This window comes from Acinetobacter brisouii, assembly GCF_008993995.1.
Taxonomy (GTDB): Bacteria; Pseudomonadota; Gammaproteobacteria; order Pseudomonadales; family Moraxellaceae; genus Acinetobacter; species Acinetobacter brisouii_A.
Map to the genome: position 1 here is coordinate 14,101 of NZ_BKNN01000020.1, position 20,281 is coordinate 34,381.

Annotated in this window: 16 protein-coding genes, 1 pseudogene and 1 other annotated feature; of the genes and pseudogenes, 7 read left to right on the forward strand and 10 right to left on the reverse strand. The window is 41.6% G+C overall.

What is annotated here, in order from left to right; all coding sequences use genetic code 11:
• Positions 1 to 84 precede the first annotated feature (84 nt).
• On the forward strand, positions 85 to 1,011 hold the full coding sequence (locus GBN19_RS07100) for a ketopantoate reductase family protein (RefSeq protein ID WP_151777642.1): 927 nt from the start codon (positions 85 to 87) through the stop codon (positions 1,009 to 1,011).
• A 28-nt stretch (positions 1,012 to 1,039) separates the two neighbouring features.
• On the opposite strand, the gene GBN19_RS07105 is transcribed toward GBN19_RS07100, so the two are convergent.
• Positions 1,040 to 1,510: an Lrp/AsnC family transcriptional regulator gene (locus tag GBN19_RS07105; protein WP_151777643.1), complete on the reverse strand. Its 471-nt coding sequence runs from the start codon at positions 1,508 to 1,510 to the stop codon at positions 1,040 to 1,042.
• Positions 1,511 to 2,066: 556 nt separating this feature from the next.
• Positions 2,067 to 3,794, reverse strand: a complete 1,728-nt coding sequence (locus tag GBN19_RS07110; protein WP_151777644.1) for a glutamine--tRNA ligase/YqeY domain fusion protein — start codon at positions 3,792 to 3,794, stop codon at positions 2,067 to 2,069.
• A gap of 167 nt (positions 3,795 to 3,961) precedes the next feature.
• Between GBN19_RS07110 and GBN19_RS07115 the strand changes: the two genes are divergently transcribed.
• Together GBN19_RS07115 and GBN19_RS07120 are read left to right on the forward strand one after the other, a co-directional pair.
• A complete protein-coding gene (locus tag GBN19_RS07115; RefSeq protein WP_004752066.1) occupies positions 3,962 to 4,471 on the forward strand; it encodes a peptidylprolyl isomerase in 510 nt (169 codons plus the stop codon).
• A gap of 85 nt (positions 4,472 to 4,556) precedes the next feature.
• Entirely contained in the window at positions 4,557 to 5,276 is a 720-nt protein-coding gene (locus tag GBN19_RS07120; RefSeq protein WP_151777645.1) for a UDP-2,3-diacylglucosamine diphosphatase, read from the forward strand.
• A gap of 69 nt (positions 5,277 to 5,345) precedes the next feature.
• Here GBN19_RS07120 and grxB read toward each other — a convergent pair whose 3' ends face one another.
• Positions 5,346 to 5,981: a glutaredoxin 2 gene (grxB, locus tag GBN19_RS07125; RefSeq protein WP_151710760.1), complete on the reverse strand. Its 636-nt coding sequence runs from the start codon at positions 5,979 to 5,981 to the stop codon at positions 5,346 to 5,348.
• Positions 5,982 to 6,234: 253 nt separating this feature from the next.
• Between grxB and GBN19_RS07130 the strand changes: the two genes are divergently transcribed.
• Both GBN19_RS07130 and ubiA read left to right on the forward strand, forming a co-directional pair.
• On the forward strand, positions 6,235 to 6,711 hold the full coding sequence (locus tag GBN19_RS07130; RefSeq protein WP_151710759.1) for a chorismate--pyruvate lyase family protein: 477 nt from the start codon (positions 6,235 to 6,237) through the stop codon (positions 6,709 to 6,711).
• A gap of 11 nt (positions 6,712 to 6,722) precedes the next feature.
• Positions 6,723 to 7,601, forward strand: a complete 879-nt coding sequence (ubiA, locus tag GBN19_RS07135; protein ID WP_151777646.1) for a 4-hydroxybenzoate octaprenyltransferase — start codon at positions 6,723 to 6,725, stop codon at positions 7,599 to 7,601.
• Between the two features lie 102 nt (positions 7,602 to 7,703).
• Here the strand turns inward: ubiA and cysN are convergent, their stop codons facing one another.
• Positions 7,704 to 9,320, reverse strand: coding sequence for a sulfate adenylyltransferase subunit CysN (gene cysN, locus GBN19_RS07140; protein ID WP_151777647.1), 1,617 nt, complete (start codon positions 9,318 to 9,320; stop codon positions 7,704 to 7,706).
• 147 nt (positions 9,321 to 9,467) lie between these two features.
• Positions 9,468 to 10,376 (reverse strand): sulfate adenylyltransferase subunit CysD, encoded by a 909-nt coding sequence (gene cysD, locus GBN19_RS07145; RefSeq protein ID WP_111894356.1) that lies wholly within the window; start codon positions 10,374 to 10,376, stop codon positions 9,468 to 9,470.
• Between the two features lie 357 nt (positions 10,377 to 10,733).
• Between cysD and GBN19_RS07150 the strand changes: the two are divergent.
• Positions 10,734 to 11,691: pseudogene (locus tag GBN19_RS07150) on the forward strand (IS3 family transposase); the annotation flags it as partial.
• Positions 10,856 to 10,972 (forward strand) — a sequence feature (AL1L pseudoknot). Its footprint overlaps the pseudogene before it by 117 nt.
• Positions 11,692 to 11,735: 44 nt before the next feature.
• On the opposite strand, the gene dld reads toward GBN19_RS07150, so the two are convergent.
• From dld to lldP, 4 genes are read right to left on the reverse strand one after another with little or no spacing between them, the layout of a single operon-like run.
• Positions 11,736 to 13,445: a D-lactate dehydrogenase gene (dld, locus tag GBN19_RS07160; RefSeq protein ID WP_151777648.1), complete on the reverse strand. Its 1,710-nt coding sequence runs from the start codon at positions 13,443 to 13,445 to the stop codon at positions 11,736 to 11,738.
• A 10-nt stretch (positions 13,446 to 13,455) separates the two neighbouring features.
• On the reverse strand, positions 13,456 to 14,607 hold the full coding sequence (lldD, locus tag GBN19_RS07165) for an FMN-dependent L-lactate dehydrogenase LldD (RefSeq protein WP_151710556.1): 1,152 nt from the start codon (positions 14,605 to 14,607) through the stop codon (positions 13,456 to 13,458).
• The gene (gene lldR, locus GBN19_RS07170; protein WP_151710557.1) at positions 14,604 to 15,359 is read right to left on the reverse strand and encodes a transcriptional regulator LldR; all 756 of its coding nucleotides are present in this window, start codon (positions 15,357 to 15,359) and stop codon (positions 14,604 to 14,606) included. The genes lldD and lldR overlap by 4 nt, the downstream gene beginning before the upstream one ends.
• Positions 15,360 to 15,386: 27 nt before the next feature.
• A complete protein-coding gene (gene lldP, locus GBN19_RS07175) occupies positions 15,387 to 17,051 on the reverse strand; it encodes an L-lactate permease (protein ID WP_151710558.1) in 1,665 nt (554 codons plus the stop codon).
• Between the two features lie 429 nt (positions 17,052 to 17,480).
• Between lldP and GBN19_RS07180 the strand changes: the two genes are divergently transcribed.
• On the forward strand, positions 17,481 to 18,878 hold the full coding sequence (locus GBN19_RS07180; RefSeq protein WP_151777649.1) for a coniferyl aldehyde dehydrogenase: 1,398 nt from the start codon (positions 17,481 to 17,483) through the stop codon (positions 18,876 to 18,878).
• A 7-nt stretch (positions 18,879 to 18,885) separates the two neighbouring features.
• Here the strand turns inward: GBN19_RS07180 and GBN19_RS07185 are convergent, their stop codons facing one another.
• Positions 18,886 to 20,277, reverse strand: coding sequence for an aminotransferase-like domain-containing protein (locus GBN19_RS07185; RefSeq protein ID WP_151777650.1), 1,392 nt, complete (start codon positions 20,275 to 20,277; stop codon positions 18,886 to 18,888).
• Between the last annotated feature and the right edge of the window lie 4 nt (positions 20,278 to 20,281).

Consider the following 20,281-nt stretch of genomic DNA (forward strand, 5'->3'; position numbering starts at 1 on the left):
GCAAAAACATTTTAGTACAGGCTTTTCTTTGGCATTTTTTATAGACTATTCCATAAAACATCGAAACTAAAAAATGGAATTCTCATGCCAAATCAACTTCAACATATTTATGTGATTGGCTTAGGCGCTATGGGCGCACTTTATGCATCTAAACTCTATGACTTTGACCCTTCACGCATTCATATCGTTTTGGATGAACAGCGTAAACAACGTTATGAACATGATGGTTTTTGGGTGAACTATAAAAAGTATAACTTTAATTACATAACCCCAGAACAATGCAGCGATGCACCTAAAGCAGACTTGATTATTATTGGCGTTAAAGCAACTCAACTTCATGAAGCGATTGAATTGTCTCGTGTTATTCTTCAACCTCAAACCCGTATTATTTCACTGCTCAATGGTATTAGTAGCGAAACTTTAATTGCTGAACGTCTTGGGGAACATCATCCATTTTACGCTTATGGTGTTGCGATGGATGCAACGCGGCAAGGGACTCAAGTGAACTATAGCAAAGCAGGTTTCTTGGTCTTTGGCGAACCAAATAATGAAACGTTGAGTGATGATGTCAAACAGGTACAGCAGTTATTTGAACAGGCACAGATTCCCTATCAAACCCCTGTTGATATGCGCCTCGCGCTTTGGAAGAAATTTATGCTGAATGTCGCGGCTAATCAAGTTACCGCGATTTTAAAAATTCCGTATGGTGAAGTGAAACACAACCCTGATGTTCAAGCCCTGTTATTTTCAGCAGCGCGTGAGGTGTTAAATCTTTCAGAAGCGGCAAAAATTGGTCTAACTGAACAAGATCTACAAGGCATTATGACCCCCATGCTGCAACTCAATGATCAAGCATACACCTCAATGTGTCAGGATATTTTAGCCCAGCGTAAAACCGAAGTAGCCATTTTTGGGGAAACGGTGATTGAACTTGGCAAGCAATACCATGTCGCAACCCCTGTGAATCAAGTTTTAGTCAATATGATTCATGCGATTGAAGCAGGTTTCTAATTGAGATTCATCAAGCGAATGTTGAGCCTTAAATACGGCTCAACATATTATAGCAATTAAAAACATCATATTTTTTAATCACAAAGCTCGAATGCAGCGCGACCACATTCTCAATATTGGCAATACGGCGCAGCAGAATTTCACTGTAGTCTTCCATATTTTTAGCGACTAATTCCACAATAAAATCAGCGCTTTGCCCTGTCACCAGATAAGCGTTAATCACTTCTGGAATTTCTTCAATTTTTTCAAGGAAGCTGTCAAATGTTGCACGATCATGCTTGTTTAAAGATACTTGTAGCAAAATATGTAAAGTAAAACCCAATTTGGCGTAATTAATTTCACGCTTCAAACTGGTCATGATATTGGATTCAATCAGGTGCTTGATACGGCGATGTACAGAACTAACAGAAAGGTTAATACGCTCAGATAACTCATTGAGATTTAAATCTTCATGCGTCAAAATTTCTAAAATTTGTTTGTCGTAACGGTCTAATTGCATGGTGTCTTTCCCATATTCAAAACTTGGAAAAACAATCAGAAAGGTTTTTTAGTATAGTGAAATCGAATTTTTAAGGGTCAAGGGAAAACTGCTGTTTACTTTTGACAACTTAATGATGGTAACATTAAGCATTTGCAAGCAACTTTTGGTTGTTGTGTCTAAAAGCCGAGTCGATACTTTTTGAGCAAGGTTAGCGCTTATCTCCCAATGTTGACTAACCAATCTTCTCGATCCCCATCACACCCTGATTCATACTATAGCAACGGCCATTTCGAATTATTTTCCTGAATGACGTTAATTTAGCATCTTTTTGGGATTTTTTTTCACATATATACGATAAAAACTTATTTTTTTCTTTTTTAGGTTTTTTAAAGCATTTTTATTGTCTAATTTATGAGATTTTAGAGAATTTTTTATAACCAAACTTCATCCTTTATCTTTCATATATAGCCATAATACTTCACTCAAACCCGATGAAATAAAAAACCCCAGCGATTGCTGAGGTCTTCTTTTGATATCGGGCTTGATGCTTTCAAAGCATCATCGACTCAAAATCTTATTTCTTTTCAGGCTTAAAGCTGTCTTTTAAGTCCAAAATGCGGTTAAACACTGGTTTTTCCGCACTATGATCATAACGGTCTGCAACGAAGTAACCTTCACGCTCAAACTGGAAACGATCTTCTGGGTTTGCTTGTGCCAAAGCAGGTTCAATCACGGCTTGAACAACGGTCAATGAATTTGGATTTAAGTTATCCAAGAAATCTTCACCTTGTTCAGGATCAGCCACACTGAATAAACGGTCATAGATACGGACTTCAGCAGGAATACCTTGAGTTGCAGATACCCAGTGAATCACACCTTTTACTTTACGACCTTCTGGGTTTTTACCTAAAGTTTCAGGGTCAATCGAACACTTCAGCTCAACCACTTCACCATTTTCATCTTTAATTACTTCATCACACTTGATCACATAAGCATGACGTAAACGCACTTCACCTTCAGGTACTAAGCGTTTGAAACCTTTTGGTGGCACTTCTTCAAAGTCTTTACGATCAATGTAAATTTCTTTGGTGAGTGGAATGATACGTTCACCCATGTCTACGTTCGGATGGCGTGCATGAGCCAAGTCCATATCTTCAGGCAAGTTGGTTAACGTTACTTTAAGAGGATTCAATACCGCCATACCACGCGCTGCGCTATTTTCAAGCGACTGACGGATACAGAATTCCAGCATCGCTACATCAACGATACCATCAGTTTTTGATACACCAACGCGTTTACAGAAATCACGTAAACCTTCAGCAGTAAAACCACGGCGGCGCATACCGACAACGGTTGGCATACGTGGATCGTCCCAACCATTGACAAAATTACCTTCTACTAAACGGCGTAATTTACGTTTAGAAGTAATGGTGTAGTCAATGTTCAAACGAGAAGATTCGTACTGACGTGGTACAGCGACTGAGTGAACTTTCTCAATCACCCAGTCATAAAACGCGCGGTGATCTTGGAATTCTAAAGTACACAGTGAGTGTGTCACTGCTTCAATGGCATCTGACAATGGATGCGCATAGTCATACATTGGGTAGATTTTCCAAGTATCGCCCGTTTGGTGATGCTCAGAATGCAAAATGCGGTACAAAATCGGATCACGCATGTGAACATTTGGGCTTGCCATATCAATTTTGGCACGTAACACGGCCTGACCTTCGGCAAATGTACCATCTTTCATTTTTTCAAAACGTTCAAGATTTTCTTGTACAGTTGCATCACGGTAAGGTGAGTTTTTACCAGGTTCTACAAAGTTACCACGATTCAGTTTAATTTCTTCAGGGCTTTGCAAATCAACATAAGCATCGCCTTGTTCAATCAGTTGAACAGCCCATGCATATAACTGATCAAAATAGCTCGATGCATAGCATGGCTCGCCTTTCCAGTTAAATCCGAGCCATTTCACATCATTGGCAATACCATCAACATATTCTTGTTCTTCTGCATCTGGATTCGTATCATCGAAACGCAGGTTGCAGTAACCACCAAATTCTTCAGCAACACCAAAGTTTAAGCAAATGGCTTTCACGTGACCAATATGCAAATAACCATTGGGTTCTGGTGGGAAACGAGTCACAACCGTTTGCGTACGTCCTGCTGCAACATCTTCTGTAATGACTTGACGGATAAAGTCTAAGCCGGGCTGTTGTTCTTGCTGCGCAGCATCGACAGTGGCTTGGGTATTCGGTGTCGGTATATTTGGCAGATTTGAAACAGCATCATTCGGCTTCATAATGGGTAAATCACTTCTTGGTTAAAAAATTAGGATAATTAAAACGCTATCAGGCTCTTTTCTCAAACAAAATAACGTTTATACTTGCTAACTAGTTTACAGTTTGCTTATGCTTCTCTCAACAAAAAAACCCATGGCTTTTTGTGCCATGCTCAGGAGATTATGTAATGAGTTTTCCTCAAGTCGAATTAAACACCAATAAAGGTCGTATTGTTCTTGAGCTTAACAGCGAAAAAGCGCCTAAAACAGTCGCAAACTTTTTAGAATATGTGCGTGATGGTTTCTATGATGGTGTAATTTTCCACCGTGTCATCGATGGTTTCATGATCCAAGGTGGCGGTTTCGACGAAAACTTTAAAGAAAAAGCAACTCGTGATGCAATTGAAAACGAAGCTGACAATGGTTTAAGCAACGATGCTGGCACTATTGCGATGGCTCGTACACAAGCACCTCACTCTGCTTCTGCACAGTTCTTTATCAATGTAAAAAGCAACTCTTTCTTGAACCACACTGGTAAAACTACCCAAGGTTGGGGTTATGCCGTATTTGGTAAAGTTGTTGAAGGTATGGACGTTGTTGAACAAATCAAAGGCGTACGTACAGGCAACCGTGGTTACCACGCTGACGTTCCTTTAGAAAATGTTGTGATCGAAACTGCGAAAATTATCGCTGAGTAAATCCCTCCTAGCCTCCCTTTGCAAAAGGGAGGAAAGTCCCTCTTTTTTAAAGAGGGATTTAGGGAGATTAAAAAAAGGATACCTTGTGACCTACCTGTTTATCTCTGATTTACATTTGTCACCTAATCACCCTCGACTCGTTCGGGGGTTTTTAGCTTTATTAGATGACTATCAACAAAAACAGACCCAGCTTTATATTTTAGGTGACTGGTTCAATGCATGGATTGGAGATGACAACCGATCTGCATGGCTCGATGAAATCGTAGCAGCGCTTCAGAAATTTACTTCACAAGGCAATCAGGTTTATTTCCAAGTTGGAAATCGTGATTTCGCATTAAGCCAAAAGTTTCTCAATCTATTTTCAGGTCGACTCTTGCCTGACATGACCACGCTCAACATTCATGGTCGGATTTATCGCCTTGAACATGGCGATGCACTATGTACCGATGATGTCGCCTATCAGCGCTTTAAAAAGATTATTCGTAATCCTGTACTTGTGTTTATTTTACGACGAACACCACTCAGTTTCCGTAAAAAACTGGCTGAGGGCTTTCGACAAAAAAGTCATGAATCCAAACAAGAAAAACATGATGAAATTATGGACGTTAACCAACACGCCGTTAATGCTGCGCTCAAAGATGTTGATGTTCTCATTCATGGACACACACACCGCCCGATGATTCATCATGAAATCAATGATAAACAACGTATTGTGCTTGGTGACTGGCGTGAAAAAACAGGTGAAGCGATGATCTTAGAGATTATTGAAAATGGGCAACAGCAATTTAAGTCTTATAAGTTTTAATTCATCTCTAATTTTAACAAACAACAACGGTGCAAGATTTGAAATCTAAAAAGACTTGCACCGTCATTTTTAAAGCGCCTGATCAAAAAGCAAATCTACTTTGGATTTGTCTGCCAAATTTTGCATATAGCGATTAACCTTATTGCCAAATTGCAATCCTTTAACAATCGACAAAGAGCGCAAGAGTGGGAAGAGTTTAAAATCAATTAAATGGACATCTTCACGTGTATCGACTAAGTCTTCAAGCTCTAAAAGTTTTTGATTGATTTTCGCAAGATGCTCACCGCTATTCGCTATTAAATCATCCAAATCACCAAAAACTCGGGTTTCGCGTGCAACAAATGCAGTACGTGCTTCATCGGTTGCAATTTCTTTAAACTGCCCTTTGGTAAAACGTGGCACAACCAATTTGTAAATTGCATCTGCACTGTCTTTACACCATTGTTCAAGCTCAGGAGCATCTACTTCCTGCACATAAGATGGCTCAGCCAATTGATCTAGATGCTGAACAATATCCAGACTTTCAGTCATGTGCGTACCATCTTGCTTTTGCAAAATTGGAACAACTTTTTTACCCACCAAACGTGTTGGCGTTTCTGCATCACCTTCCATAATCACTTCATACTGCATATCAAGCTGTTTTAAGCCACTAATCATGCGGGTTCTTAAACAAAATGGGCAGTGTTCGTAAATATAAAGTTTCATGCAATTCCCTCTCATTGTTATTCAACATTAATGTACCGAATATGATCATATTCCATTAAAAATACAATTTAAAATAAGAGATTTATCGTTAAAAAATGCTGTCAAATTACCCGAAAAGTCTTATAAAGCAGAACAAACTCCATTCTCTTGGAATTTATGACTTCATCAATCAACTTCGTTACATTACAATGCTGAAGCAACGTGTAGGCTTTCGGGCAAACAACACGACTGAAAAAGCAATAAGATACGGCATATGACTCAGCATGACCCACAAGGGCTAGATTCCCATCTAAAATCTTGGCTATATGCCTCAGGTTCACTGACTCAACAATTGACTCAGCTTGCAGGTGGCTCATTTCGGGTTGAACCCTTACAAGAATCTTTTCAACGTATGCAACGCCAAGACAGTTTATGGTTAGGTATGCCTCAGCAACATACTTCATGGGTTCGTGACGTCTATTTATATGGCTGTGAAGCTGAACCTTGGGTACGAGCTAAAAGTATTTTTCCAATTTTAAGTTTGCAAGGTAAAGCTCGTCGTTTTCGGCATTTGGGGCAACGTCCAATTGGGCATTATTTATTTCAGCGTACCACGCCTAAATGCGAACGGCGTGTATTACGTCTAAGTGAAGGCTGGACTCGGCAAAGTTGTTATACTTGGCATGGCTGTAAATTTATTGTCCAAGAAACTTTTTTACCTGCATTTGAACGCTTTATACAAACATTGTAATAAGGACTGCTATGGCAACGGTACAACACACCCGCTGGCAACAGCGCTTACAAGCCTATTATTATCTGTGTCGTTTTGACAAACCAATTGGCACCGAACTGGTTTTATGGCCAACCATGTGGGCGCTTTGGGTTGCAGCAAAAGGGATTCCTGACTTTAAAACCCTGTTTGTGATGTTTCTCGGCGTGGTGTTTATGCGTGCAGCAGGTTGTGCCATCAATGACTTTGCTGACCGCAAGGTCGATGGTCATGTGGCACGCACCAAACAGCGTCCTTTGGCAACAGGCGTAATTCAACCAATTGAAGCCATCATGGTATTTTTAGCTTTGGTTGCTGCCAGTGCTTGTCTGCTGTTCTTTCTACCAATTGCCACATTTTACTGTTCTTTTGGGGCATTAATTCTAGCGTTCATTTATCCGTTCATGAAACGCTATACGCATTTGCCACAAGTGTTTCTCGGTGCTGCATTTTCTTGGGCAATTCCCATGGCATTTACCGCAATGGGACGCCCACTGGATTTAACCTGTTGGCTGCTTTACTTCGGCAACTTGGCTTGGACGGTTGCTTATGACACTCAGTACGCAATTACTGACCGTGAATATGATTTAAAAATTGGTGTGAAATCTACCGCAATTTTATTTGGTCGTTACGATATTCCGATTATTAACCTGTTACAGGCAGCTAGTGTCATTCTGATTGGTGCAGCTTTATATCGTGAAGATATCCTGCATCCTTATGGAACGATTGCTTTGTGTATCGTGATTGCAGACTATATTTATCAATGGACACAAACCCATAAGCGTGAACCTCAACGTTGTTTTAAAACTTTTTTGCATAACCGTTGGGTGGGTATGATTATTTTTGCAGGAATTTTTATCGCACTGCTTTAAAAAATTTCATGTCACTCAGAAACAAAAAGCCCAATCTACTGACTGGGCTTTTTTATCGCTCTGTTGAGATGCAAAAGCATCTCAAACTAAGCCAACTGAAACTTAAAGCTGTACTAATTCTTGAATGAATTGAACTGCTGCATCAAAATCAGTTTGAGTCACGCTTGAATCTGCTTGTTCCGCATCATCCACAATCACGACCACACCTGTTTCACGAAGCAAGCTGATTTGTTCAGCAGTGAAACCTGATTTCGCAATCGCAACCACACCAGTTTCAAGCAACGCGCGTTCAAGCTGTTGCGCTTGAGCAAACACTTCAGCAGTCACAGCTAATACCGCAGGTTTTTGACCTAAACGTGCAGCACGTTCTTCAGCCGTCACTGGGCTTGTATGCGCAGTCCACTCGACAGACTCTTCAACCATACCTGCGCCAACAGTCACGTTGTTTAAACGGTCGATGAAGATAAATGAACCTGTGTAACGGCTGTCTTGGTAACGGTCAAATACCACTGGTGCATCAAATTCGATGGTCACGTTGGCAATTGCGTTCAACTCAAGTGCTTCAACCTGAACATGTTCAAGCGTATTGACATTGGTACGGAAGTTAATCGCTGTCACTTTAGCAGGAACAGTTTGCGTACCAATTTTCAAGTTATACAGCTTGCCAACCACCAATGGGTGATCTGCCATCCACACCACAGTTGCTTTGACTGAACGTGAAATGGTTGGAACACCTTGATCTGCGCGAACCAACATGTTGCCACGTGATACGTCAATCTCATCATTCAAAGTCAATGTGACCGCTTGACCAGCAAATGCATGCTCAAGATTGCCATCAAATGTCACGATTTCTTTGACAGTTGAAGACTTACCAGATGGTAAAGCCACAACTTTATCGCCGACATTAATTTCACCCAGTGCAATCGTACCTGCGAAACCACGGAAGTCGAGGTTCGGACGGTTGACGTACTGTACAGGGAAACGGAAATCATGTTTTGCTGTATTACGGCTGATTTCGACAGATTCCAAAGTACCCATCAACGTTTCACCTGTATACCATGGGGTATTTGGTGATTTGTTGACAACGTTATCGCCATTCAATGCTGAAATCGGTGTAAATACGATGTTACTTGGCTGACGGTCACCCAACTGGCTCACAAAGTTTGCATAGTCCGCTTGAATTTCATTGAAGCGTGCTTCAGAAAATTCCACCAAGTCCATTTTGTTGATGGCAACAATAATGTTCTTGATACCCAATAGGCTCGCAATATAGGTGTGACGACGAGTCTGAGTTTGCACACCATAACGCGCATCAATCAAGATGATCGCTAGGTCACAGGTCGATGCACCTGTTGCCATGTTACGTGTGTACTGCTCATGCCCTGGAGTATCAGCAATGATGAACTTACGTTTTTCAGTTGAGAAATAACGATAAGCGACATCAATGGTAATCCCTTGCTCACGTTCTGCTTGCAGACCATCAACAAGAAGTGCCAAGTCAGGCGCATCACCTGTTGTACCGACTTTCTTACTGTCACGAGTGACTGCTTGTAATTGATCTTCATAGATCAATTTTGAATCATACAGTAAACGACCAATTAAGGTACTTTTACCATCATCGACGTTACCGCAAGTTAAAAAACGCAATAAGTCTTTGTTTTCATGTTGTTTCAAATACGCCAAAATATCTTGGCTAATTAAATCTGATTGATGCGACATCGCTCAAACTCCACAAATTCGTTGAAATCGGTTTCTAATCTTTAAATCCACCTAAATCCTCCTTTGATAAAGGAGGACTTTCCTCCATTTTTTTCGGGAGTTATCCCCTCTTTATTCAAGATGGGTTAGGAGAAATTTCTAAAGAGATTAGAAATAACCTTCTTGCTTTTTCTTTTCCATCGAGCCTGCTTCATCATGGTCAATCATACGACCTTGACGTTCAGAACTTGTGGCTAAAAGCATTTCTTGGATAATTTCCGGTAAGGTGTCCGCAGTTGATTCAACCGCACCAGTTAACGGATAACAGCCAAGGGTACGGAAACGTACCGATTTCATTTGTGGAACTTCGCCTTCACGCAATGGGAAACGTTCGTCATCGATCATGATCAATGTACCATCACGTTCAACCACAGGGCGCTCAGCCGCCAAATACAACGGAACCAATGGAATGCTTTCCAAATAGATGTATTGCCAGATGTCTAGCTCAGTCCAGTTCGACAATGGGAAAACACGAATGCTTTCGCCTTTGTTAACTTTACCGTTGTAAATATTCCAAAGCTCAGGGCGTTGGTTTTTTGGGTCCCAGCGGTGTTTGCTGTCACGGAATGAATACACACGTTCTTTGGCACGTGATTTTTCTTCGTCACGGCGCGCACCACCAAATGCTGCATCAAATTGATATTTATCTAGCGCTTGCTTTAAGGCTTGCGTTTTCATGATGTCAGTATATTTTGAGCTGCCGTGATCGAACGGGTTAATGTTCTGTGCCATACCCTCAAGATTTTTATGTTCGATCAATTCAAGACCAAGTCGTTTGACCATGTCATCACGGAAAGTGATCATGTCCTTGAATTTCCACCCAGTATTCACATGCAATAATGGAAATGGCAATTTTGCAGGATAAAAAGCCTTCATTGCCAAATGCAACATTACTGCTGAGTCTTTACCAATCGAGTAAAGCATGACGGGATTTTCAAATTCCGCAGCGACTTCTCGAATAATATGAATACTTTCAGCTTCAAGCTGTTTAAGGTGAGTTAATCTTTCCTCAGTCATTGATATACCCAGCTACACGGAAATTTTGCGCTTTATGTTAGCATGTCTAGCGCACAATAGTGTGACTCTAAATCATTATGATTTCTGAATACCTAAATCATTTTTTCTGCTTTAGAAGTTTTATTTTTCAAAGGTTTGCTGATTAAGCAATTCGCTCATTTGCAGTTTTCTTCATAAGCTATGCATTATATTTTATATAGACCAGCCACATCAAAGCAGCCTCTATTTTTACATCCCCCAAAGTGAACTTGACGTTAGCTGAACCGTACTGAGTTTGTCGGAGAGTCAATATTCTGAGAGACTACTCCAATGAAAAAATCAAACCATACCCCTGAAACACTACTTTCCTAGCATCAGAAGCATTTAAATCAACAGAATCCAATCAAAGTACAGCAGCTTTCAGACCAACAACGCATTAAACAACTTGAACGCGAAAATAAAGAACTGCAACGAGCCAATGAAATTCTACGTAAAGCAGCCGCTTTTTTTGCTCAGGCAGAGCTCGACCGCCCACACAGATAATGGTGGATTTCATTCATAACCATAAAGACCTATACGGTGTTGAGGCGATTTGTAGAATTCTACCAATCGCAACTTCAACTTATTATCGAACTTTAGATCTCGTGGATGAGAAGCATTGCTTCGCAAGGGAACATCGAGCAAAACGGGATCTGTATGACCTGCATCATACTGAACAAATTAAACATATTTGGAAGGAAAGTTCAGGTCAATATGGCATACGTAAAGTATGGCAACAATTGAAACGTGAAGGCTATATGATAGCCCGTTGTACTGTGTTTCGATTGATGCAAAAGCTAGGTATACAGGGTGTTTGGCGTGGTAAGAACAAATAAACCACACGTAGTAGAGATGATCAAAAACGAGCTCCTGACTTGGTGAAACGGAATTTTAGAGCTGATCAGCCTAATCCTTGCGAAGCAGTGCTTCTCAGGTAAGTGATTTTACCTATATTCAAACCAAATCAGGTTGGGTGTATACCGCATTTATGATTGATGTGTTCTCACGAGCCATTGTTGGATGGAAAGTATCTACACGAATGAATACCGATATGGTGCTCGATGCATTAGAGCAAGCATTGCAGGATCGAGGCATGCCAAAGATCGTATCAATGAGTATTATCAATATATTGAGGCATACGCCTTTAGAGTCGGCAGGTAATTTGCCTAGACATTTAGAGCATTTATTAGAAAGTTCAAAAATGTATGTATTACCTGAAAAAAGGCATAGGCTGTGTCCGAGAGTAATTAAAGCAAAACCTGCAAAATATCCAAAGAAAAAATGCCAATCAGCTTAACTGACTGGCATTAACACGATTGTGTGGCTTTTTCTCTAAAGCAATTATGAATTCTTAGACTTCCAATATTTTAACTTTGAAGTATGTCCAATCCCGACATTGAAGCTATTGGTTGGATCAAGTTTCTGATAATGCTGTTTCAAGGCAGGCTTAGCCACATATAAATGTCCGACATTGTGCTCTGCTGGATACTCAGCACCACGATGATCGAGTAGTTTCCACATCTGATGTTCCATATCCAAAGGATCAACGCCTTTTTTCACGATATAGTCCTGATGGAACACATGACATAAGAAATGCCCATAATAAAGTTTATGGATAATTTTCTCATCCATCTCTTTCGGTAAGGTTTCTAGCCAATCACGGTCATTACGGCGTAAAGCAATGTCCAATGCCACAATGTCTTCGACTTCGCTACGATGAGTATCCCGATAACGAATGGCAGCGCCTGCAACCGCAAAACGATGCAAGAATGCTTTACGCCCTTCATCGGTATCACATAAGAAGTAGTTGCCAGTTTCACGATGCTCAGCAAAGTAACCAGCTAAAAACTGCTGAACCTGAGCTACATCCTGATCTTCAATACGCAAGATCAAATGATGCTCGTATAAATCACGGAACTGGTTCATGCGTTTCGGCAAATGATTTGGCAAGAAATGGGTCATGATTTGCAAGACCTTATCGGTCAAGCCACGCACCCCAAATTTTTCTAAGAAACCATCAACCTTATCTTTCATGGCAAAGGCTTGTGGTACTTTGGCTGTACCAAACTTCTCAATAAAGACAAAGGTATCTTTACCGTACTCAGCGCCTATGTCATACGCCACTCGGTGAATATATTCGCCTGCAATCGGAATGCGAGGTAAATCTTGCAACAAGAAACGACGAATTGCAGTCAAATCATGAATGGAATTTGAACCCACATAAAACACCTGACTTTTGATTTTTTCAAAGGTGTCTAGACGTACTGCAAAAACACACACTTTACCTGCCGAGCCCGAAGCTTCAAACAAACGGCTTGGATCAGCATTAAAACGTGCAGGTGTTGCTTCATCGACCTGACAAACATCATGGGCATAATGATGATCTGACGCACAGCGATGTTCCGAATTCTCGATATCACCCGGTTGATATTGATTTTGTTGTAGGCGTGTCAAAATTTCTTCAGGGGTTTGACCCAAGTTGACACCTAGATGGTTGACCAACTCAAGTTTGCCCTGCTCTGTCACACGCGCATAAAGTGCCAACTCAGTATAAGCAGGCCCACGGCGTACCAAAGCCCCACCCGAGTTATTACATACACCACCCAAAACTGATGCACCAATACACGATGAACCAATCACAGAATGTGGTTCACGGTTATATTGTGCCAATTCACGCTCAAGGGCATCCAGTGTGGCGCCTGGTAAACAAATCACTTGCTTACCATCATTAATCACTTGAATACCCGCCAAGCGACGTGTGCTGATCAACACCACAGGACGATCATAGTCATCACCATACGGTGTTGAGCCACCTGTTAAACCTGTATTGGCAGCCTGCATAATCACGATACAATCCGCATCTACCGCAGCTTGCAAGACTTGCCATTGCTCCAGCAAGTTCGCTGGCACAACCACTGCCAAAACTTTACCTTCACCAAAACGGCGTCCTTGACGGTACAAACGCGTATGCTGATCATCAGTCAGGACATGTTGTTCACCTACGATTTTTTTTAACTGCTGAATCGTTTGAGCGTGATTTGCGTGCGACATAAGTATTCTCTTATTTTGCTAGACGTTCTAAATTCACAAGGCAATCTGAATTGATATCTTGAATGGTTTTCGCACCCGTTAAGGTCATTGCGACTCGCATTTCCTTATCAATCAGTTCCAGTAAGTTAGATACACCCTGCCCACCTTCTGCGCCGAGTGCATAGACAAATGCACGTCCTAACATACACAGATCGGCACCCATGGCTAGCATACGTACGACATCCAAGCCATTACGAATACCTGAATCCACCAAAATTTTTAAATCACCTTTCACGGCATCTGCAATCGCAGGTAAAGCACGGGTGGTTGATAAAACACCGTCGAGCTGACGACCACCATGATTGGAGACCACAATCCCATCTGCACCAAAACGTACCGCATCTTTGGCATCTTCTGGGTCTAAAATCCCTTTAATCACCATTGGGCCATCCCAGAAATCACGGATCCACTCCAAGTCTTTCCATGAAATAGATGGGTCAAAGTTTGCACCTAACCAGCCAATATAATCTTCCAGACCTGTCGGTTTACCCAAATATTTAGAGATATTACCTAAGTCATGCGGACGACCAAGCAAGCCCACATTCCATGCCCAATGTGGATGTGCAAAAGACTGTAAATAACGGCGCATCGCTGCATTTGGCCCACTCATACCCGAATGAGCATCACGGTAACGCGCCCCTGGTACTGGCATATCCACCGTAAAGACCAATGTTGAGCAACCTGCCGCTTTAGCACGTTCCAAGGCATTTTTCATAAAACCACGGTCACGCAGTACATACAACTGAAACCACATTGGGCGTTGAATCGCTGGGGTAACTTCTTCAATCGGGCAAACAGAAACGGTTGATAAGGTAAATGGAATGCCTTTTTTATCGGCAGCAACTGCGGCTTGCACTTCACCACGGCGGGCATACATGCCTGTCAAACCCACAGGTGACAACGCTACAGGCATCGACAATGTTTCATCAAAAATCTTGGTTTCAAGACTCAGTTGAGACATATCATTGAGTACACGCTGACGCAGTGCAATTTGAGATAAATCTTCGACGTTTCGTTTTAAAGTATATTCTGCATAAGCCCCACCATCGATATAGTGGAACAAAAATGGTGGCAAACGACGTCGTGCCGCTTCGCGGTAGTCATTTGAGGAAGAAATGATCATGATAAATCGATCCTTTTTAAGCGAGATGAGCGTTTTAGACGAGCTTCAGCTTCGTCAATCGCACGCACCTGTTGAATAATAAATCCGATATGCTCACAAACCGATGAACGTGCCAATTCGGGATCTTGTTTATCGATGGCATCCATCACCTGAAAGTGCTGCAAGTGTAATTGTCCAAATTGATGTGCATCGGTATAAATCTTTTTACGACCCAGTACCACGTTGTATTGCAATAAGTCAAACAGACTCCGCATCATCTGCGTCAATACAATATTGTGAGAGGCTTCAGCAATCGCCAAATGAAAGTTTGCATCCGATGCCGAGGCTTTATCTGCATCACCAATCGACTGGAAATGTAACACCTGATCATAATAATGATGAATCTTGGCACGATCTTCTTCAGTTGAACGCTGCGCTGCATACCAAGCTGTGCCACCCTCTAAAATCAGGCGTGCTTCCTGAACATCAAAACGATATAACGGGTCTTGATCAATCAGATCACTGAGCGGCTGAATAATAAATTGGTCAGACCAATCACTTTGAGGGCGTTTTGCCAAATAGGTTCCCACCCCAACACGACTCGCAATCACACCTTGACTTGAGAGTTTTTGGAGTGCTTCACGTAATGAGGAGCGTGAAACACTGAGTTGTTCACACAGTTGACGTTCTGAAGGTAGCCGATCACCCACCTGCATACTTTGCTTTTCTATCAAGTCATACAGGCTTTGTACTACGCGATCGGCTATTTTCATCTTACTTCCCTTCGGTCAATCTGCAACTCATGGAATCATCCATGGAAAAACATAGGCTTGAAGGGTAATGATAATACCAATCATCACAGTAAATGCGATACTGTGCTTCACAGTGAAACGGAATAAATCAGATTCTTTACCGACCAAACCGACCGCAGCACACGCAATGGCGATTGATTGCGGTGAAATCATCTTACCTGTTACACCACCTGAAGTGTTTGCAGCAACAAGCAATACGTCTGGCACGCCAATTTGATGTGCAGTCGTCGCTTGCAATGCACTGAACAAGGCATTTGCAGAAGTATCTGAACCTGTCAAGAACACACCCATCCAGCCTAAGAATGGCGAGAAGAAGGTAAATGCTTGACCAGTATGCGCCAAAGCCAATGCCAATGTTGCTGACATGCCTGAGTAGTTCGCAATGAAGGCAAATGAAAGTACCATGCCAATCGAATAGATCGGTGTTTTTAACTCTTTCACGGTTTCAGCAAAAGTTGCAACTGCCGCAGCAGGACGCATTTTCAATACAACAATCGAAATGATCGCTGCAAAAATGATTGCTGTACCTGTCGCAGAGAACCAGTCAAATTTAAAGATCGCATCATAATCAGTCGGTTTGCCTACTACTGGTGGCATTTTTTGTACCAATTGATGCAAATATGGGACTTTGATGGCAATTACCCAATCATGTAATGCACCATCTTTGGCAAACAAGCTCTTGAATGGCTTGATGCTCCACAATGTGACCATTGCGGTCAAAATCATAAATGGAGACCAAGCTTTAAAGATTTGACCCGCAGTATGTTTTTGCTTTTGCTGTTCTAAAATTGTGTTATCAACCACACCATCTTCATCAGAGAAACGGAAAATATGTTTTGGTTTCCAGAACTTAAGTAAAACAGTTAAACTGATCAAAGAAGCAATTGCCGCAGTAATGTCTGGAAGTTCAGGGCCAACAAAGTTTGAAGTCAGGTATTGTGCCAATGAGAATGCACCACCACCGACCAAGATCGCAGGCCATGTTTCTTTAACACCACGCCAGCCATCCATAATCGCCATGATCCAGATCAGAACAATCGGCACAACAAGCGGTAATTGACGACCGACCATTTGGCTAATGGCATGAGTTTCAACACCTGAAACCTGACCCGCCACAATAATTGGAATCCCCATCGCACCAAATGCCACAGGTGCAGTATTCACAATCAAGCACAAACCAGCGGCATACAATGGTTTAAAGCCTAGACCAACCAACAATGCAGCAGTAATAGCCACTGGCGCACCAAAGCCCGCAGCACCTTCAAGGAAAGTACCAAAAGCAAAGCCCACCAAGAGCATTTGTAAACGCTGATCTTCTGTAATCGACAGAATACTTGAGCGAATTACATCGAATTGCCCAGTTTTTACCGAAACTTTGTAGAGGAACACCGCACCAATAATGATCCAAGAAATTGGCCAAAGCCCATAAAAGAAACCATAAACGATAGATGCAAAAGCCATACTGGTTGGCATTTGGTATGCAAATAACGATACCAGCAATGCCAGAACAACAGTAATCGTTCCCGCTACGCTGCCTTTCAGACGAAATACAGCCAGAGCAAGGAAAAAGAAAATAATAGGGATCAAGGCAACTAGGCTAGATAGCCAGACATTACCCATAGGATCATAAATTTGTTGCCATTGTTGTAGCATTCTCTTCTCCTTGAAATGCTTCGGCGATATTTATAGACATCCAATGCTCTCATTATTGGTCAGACCAATTTATTCAAAAAGCATCGATTTGTTGCCGAATAGTAATTATTCACACCCAAAAGATCAAGATTGGTCTAAATATTTTATATATTGGTCAGACCAATATAAATAGAAATTTATTTCACTTTTCTTTTAAAGTGAGTGTTTAAAATTTATAATTCATTCGAATAATCATAAAGATAGAAAAAAATATGTGTTTAATTGGCTATTTTTAAGAATGGTTTACAACTTTAGTCTAAGAAGATACTCAATCATGCTCTTTTTTGATTTCTATATCGTTAATAAGGAAACTCAAGATTCACAAATCCAATTCGATATCACAACTTTTTCAGTTAGTATGCAGTGATACTTTCCAAGACTTTTGGCACGATGACCGATTCAGCAGAATACCTTGATCATATTTTCCAACAACAAAAAAAGGCTTTTTTAACCGCCCAATATCCAACGCTAGAACAACGCCGCACTTGGCTAAAACAATTAAAAACTTTATTACTCAAACACCAAGATACGATCATTGCTGCGATTTCTGCCGATTTTGGACATCGCAGTAGCGATGAAACCCAACTGGTAGAAATGTTGCCGAGCATTATGGGCATTCAGCACAGTCTGAAACATCTTAAAAAATGGATGAAACCGAGTCGCCGTCAAGTCAGTATTTTATTTCAACCTGCTCAGGCTTATGTGCTGTATCAACCTTTGGGTATGGTTGGCATCATTGTGCCGTGGAATTACCCTTTGTTTCTGGCAATTGGCCCGCTTTGCCAAGCCCTAGCTGCAGGTAATCGGGTGATGCTGAAAATGAGTGAATTTACGCCCAATTTCTCAGCCTTATTTAAAACCATATTGGCTGAAGTTTTCCCTGAAGATTTGGTGTGTGTGATCACTGGAGATCATCAAATCGCTGCTAAGTTTTCCACACTGCCCTTCGATCACTTACTGTTTACAGGTGCAACCTCGATTGGTCGACAAGTCATGCAGGCAGCATCGGAACACTTAACCCCTGTCACTTTAGAGTTAGGTGGTAAATCACCAAGCATTTTAGGTAAAGATGCGCCGTTTGAAGAATCTGTACGTCGAATTGCGTTTGGCAAAGCCATCAATGCTGGGCAAACCTGTGTCGCGCCTGATTATGTTTTTGTTCCTGAAAACTTGCTCAATCGCTTTATTGAAACGTACAAAAATGTCACTCGGGAATTTTATCCTGAACTCGCTCACAATCCTGATTGCAGTCAAATTATCAATACACGTCAAACCCATCGTCTACAGAGCTATTTAGATGATGCACAAGCACAAGGAGCCAAGATTACCTCGCTTTACCCTGCAACTGAGCAGCATTTCGGACATTATCTGGTACAAAATGTACATGATGATATGTTGCTGATGCAAAATGAAATTTTTGGTTCGATCTTGCCAATTTTAACCTATCAGCATATTGATGAAGTGATCGACTATATCAATCAGCGTCCACGTCCATTAGCGCTGTATTATTTTGGTTACGACAAAAATGAGCAGCAGCACTTTATCAAGCACACACATAGCGGTGGGGTCTGTTTAAATGAAACCTTGGTTCACGTTGCACAGGACGACTTACCTTTTGGAGGTGTTGGTGCTTCAGGGCTTGGACATTATCATGGACATGAAGGTTTTTTGACTTTTAGCCATGCCAAATCTGTCTTTGTCCGTCCAAAATTCAGTTTGATGAAACTGATCTACCCACCGTATGGCACATGGCTACAAAAACTGATTTTCCGTCTATTTTTACGTTAATCATGCATCAACCAAGCTGTTGCATCACACGTTGCAATACCTGATAAATCCGTTGATCTGCTGACTGCGCCACATTGAAACGTAAAAACTGGTCAGCAGATTGGCGCACACTAAACACGTTGCCAGGCGCTAAAATAATGCCTTCTTGCAAACACAGTTTAGAAATTTGCTGCGCTGAATATCCTTCTGGCAACTGACACCATAAGAACATTCCCGATTGCGGAATCAACCAAGGACGAATGCCTAAAGGGGCCAATTTCTGTATGGTTTTACTCATTGCCAATGCCAATTGCTGCTTTAACCACTCCACATGTTTTCGGTAAGCATTGTCGGTTAAGGCATGATAAATTAGTTCTGTACTGAGCTGATTATTGTTAAAACTGGTCGCGATTTTCAGATCAATTAATTGCTCAACCCATTGTTGTTGCGTCGCAATATAACCACAACGCATTGAAGCAGAAAGTGTTTTAGAAAAACTCCCAATTTGGATCACCTGAGCAAAACCGTTCAATACCGCATAGCGTGGTGCAGGCATATATTCAAAGTCTGCAAAAATATCATCTTCCACAATAATTAAATCGGTTTGCTCGACCATTTTCAGAACTTGATAAGCTGTTGCAAGCGACAACTGACCACCCGTTGGATTATGAATACCCGAATTGGTGATATAAAGTCGCGGTTTATGTGCTAAAGCCTCTCGAAACTGTTCCAGATCTGGGCCTGTCGCCGTCCAAGGAATCGAAATGGTTTTGACCTGATGTGTTTTTAGCAAAGCATGGAAATTGAAATAACAAGGGTCATCAATCAGTACAACATCATTTGGATTGAGAAAAAGTCGACACACTAAATGAATGGCATGTGTACCACTATCGGTCAATAAAATTTGATCAGGATGCGCAGTTACACCTGTGGTCTGCATGCGCTGAGCAATTAAATGTCGAAGCTCGGCAAAACCCAAGGGTTGACCATAACTCACCAAATGCGATGTTGTTGATCGTGAAACAGCTCGTAAAGACTTACGAATCAAATCTTCTGGCATCCAGTGTTCAGGAAGCCAGCCACAGCCTGGTTTTAAGTGACTTGCATCGGCCTCTAAAGACTGCCGAGAAATCCATAATGGATTGACATCACGATCTAAACGGGGTGCGATTGCCGTAAAGGCATAAGATGCACGAATGCCAGTGACAAAATAACCAGACCCCGCTCTAGCCTCAATCCGTTGCTCCGTGACCAAACGCGCATAAGCTTCTATGACCGTTGAAATAGACACATCCAACTGCTCTGCAAGTTGCCTGAGGGATGGCAAACGCGAGCCTGCAACCAAAATTCGGTTTTCAATTTGTTGATGAATATGGGCTTTTACCCGTTCAATTTTACTCGATGTAGTGAACTCGTCCATAACA

Coding starts and splice junctions, on each gene's coding strand:
- GBN19_RS07130 (WP_151710759.1), top strand. CDS start 6,235: ATGACTCAGCATGACCCACAAGGGCTAGATTCCCATCTAAAATCTTGG.
- GBN19_RS07180 (WP_151777649.1), top strand. CDS start 17,481: ATGACCGATTCAGCAGAATACCTTGATCATATTTTCCAACAACAAAAA.
- GBN19_RS07110 (WP_151777644.1), bottom strand. CDS start 3,794: ATGAAGCCGAATGATGCTGTTTCAAATCTGCCAAATATACCGACACCG.
- lldR (WP_151710557.1), bottom strand. CDS start 15,359: ATGAAAATAGCCGATCGCGTAGTACAAAGCCTGTATGACTTGATAGAA.
- lldP (WP_151710558.1), bottom strand. CDS start 17,051: ATGCTACAACAATGGCAACAAATTTATGATCCTATGGGTAATGTCTGG.
- GBN19_RS07185 (WP_151777650.1), bottom strand. CDS start 20,277: ATGGACGAGTTCACTACATCGAGTAAAATTGAACGGGTAAAAGCCCAT.
- lldD (WP_151710556.1), bottom strand. CDS start 14,607: ATGATCATTTCTTCCTCAAATGACTACCGCGAAGCGGCACGACGTCGT.
- grxB (WP_151710760.1), bottom strand. CDS start 5,981: ATGAAACTTTATATTTACGAACACTGCCCATTTTGTTTAAGAACCCGC.
- ubiA (WP_151777646.1), top strand. CDS start 6,723: ATGGCAACGGTACAACACACCCGCTGGCAACAGCGCTTACAAGCCTAT.
- cysD (WP_111894356.1), bottom strand. CDS start 10,376: ATGACTGAGGAAAGATTAACTCACCTTAAACAGCTTGAAGCTGAAAGT.
- GBN19_RS07105 (WP_151777643.1), bottom strand. CDS start 1,510: ATGCAATTAGACCGTTACGACAAACAAATTTTAGAAATTTTGACGCAT.
- GBN19_RS07115 (WP_004752066.1), top strand. CDS start 3,962: ATGAGTTTTCCTCAAGTCGAATTAAACACCAATAAAGGTCGTATTGTT.
- cysN (WP_151777647.1), bottom strand. CDS start 9,320: ATGTCGCATCAATCAGATTTAATTAGCCAAGATATTTTGGCGTATTTG.
- GBN19_RS07100 (WP_151777642.1), top strand. CDS start 85: ATGCCAAATCAACTTCAACATATTTATGTGATTGGCTTAGGCGCTATG.
- dld (WP_151777648.1), bottom strand. CDS start 13,445: ATGTCGCACGCAAATCACGCTCAAACGATTCAGCAGTTAAAAAAAATC.